Genomic DNA, 444 nt, shown 5'->3' with positions numbered 1-444 from the left:
CCCCATTGGTATCAATGCTTGACAGCCAACCTCATGACAGATATGTAGCTTCATATAAGCTCACCTGTCCTTCTTTCGGTAGGAACTGTTTACTTAATTCCTGCTGTAAATCAATGATTGAATCAATTAATTTGTATTCATCCAGTTTCAATTGATGATCATTAATTAAACCAAACGATTTCCAAACAATGCCTTGGTATTTCATTCCATATACTTTAGTTGCGTAATCGAATATATCATTGAACAAGTCGCTATTGCTGATAAATAAGGTGTGAACTTCGCGGTTTAATGTCATTGGATCGGCGTATTTATTAAGGCAATATTCAAAATCACCTAATACCTTTAGCTTATCTAACGTATCCTGATGATCGAAACCACTTAACTGCTCCGTAAACATTTGTGCATTTGATTTAACGTAAGCTATACGATCATACAATGCATGTT

Annotated in this window: 1 pseudogene; it reads right to left on the bottom strand. The window is 34.9% G+C overall.

The features are described 5' to 3' along the window. Positions 1 to 31 precede the first annotated feature (31 nt). A pseudogene (locus CBI42_RS11350) lies at positions 32 to 444 on the bottom strand (hypothetical protein); the annotation flags it as partial.

Source organism: Streptococcus sp. KR, assembly GCF_002238115.1.
In the GTDB taxonomy this organism is placed as follows: domain Bacteria; phylum Bacillota; class Bacilli; order Lactobacillales; family Streptococcaceae; genus Streptococcus.
The sequence above is the reverse complement of the archived record's forward strand: the minus strand, read 5'-3'. Positions and strand labels throughout refer to the sequence as shown.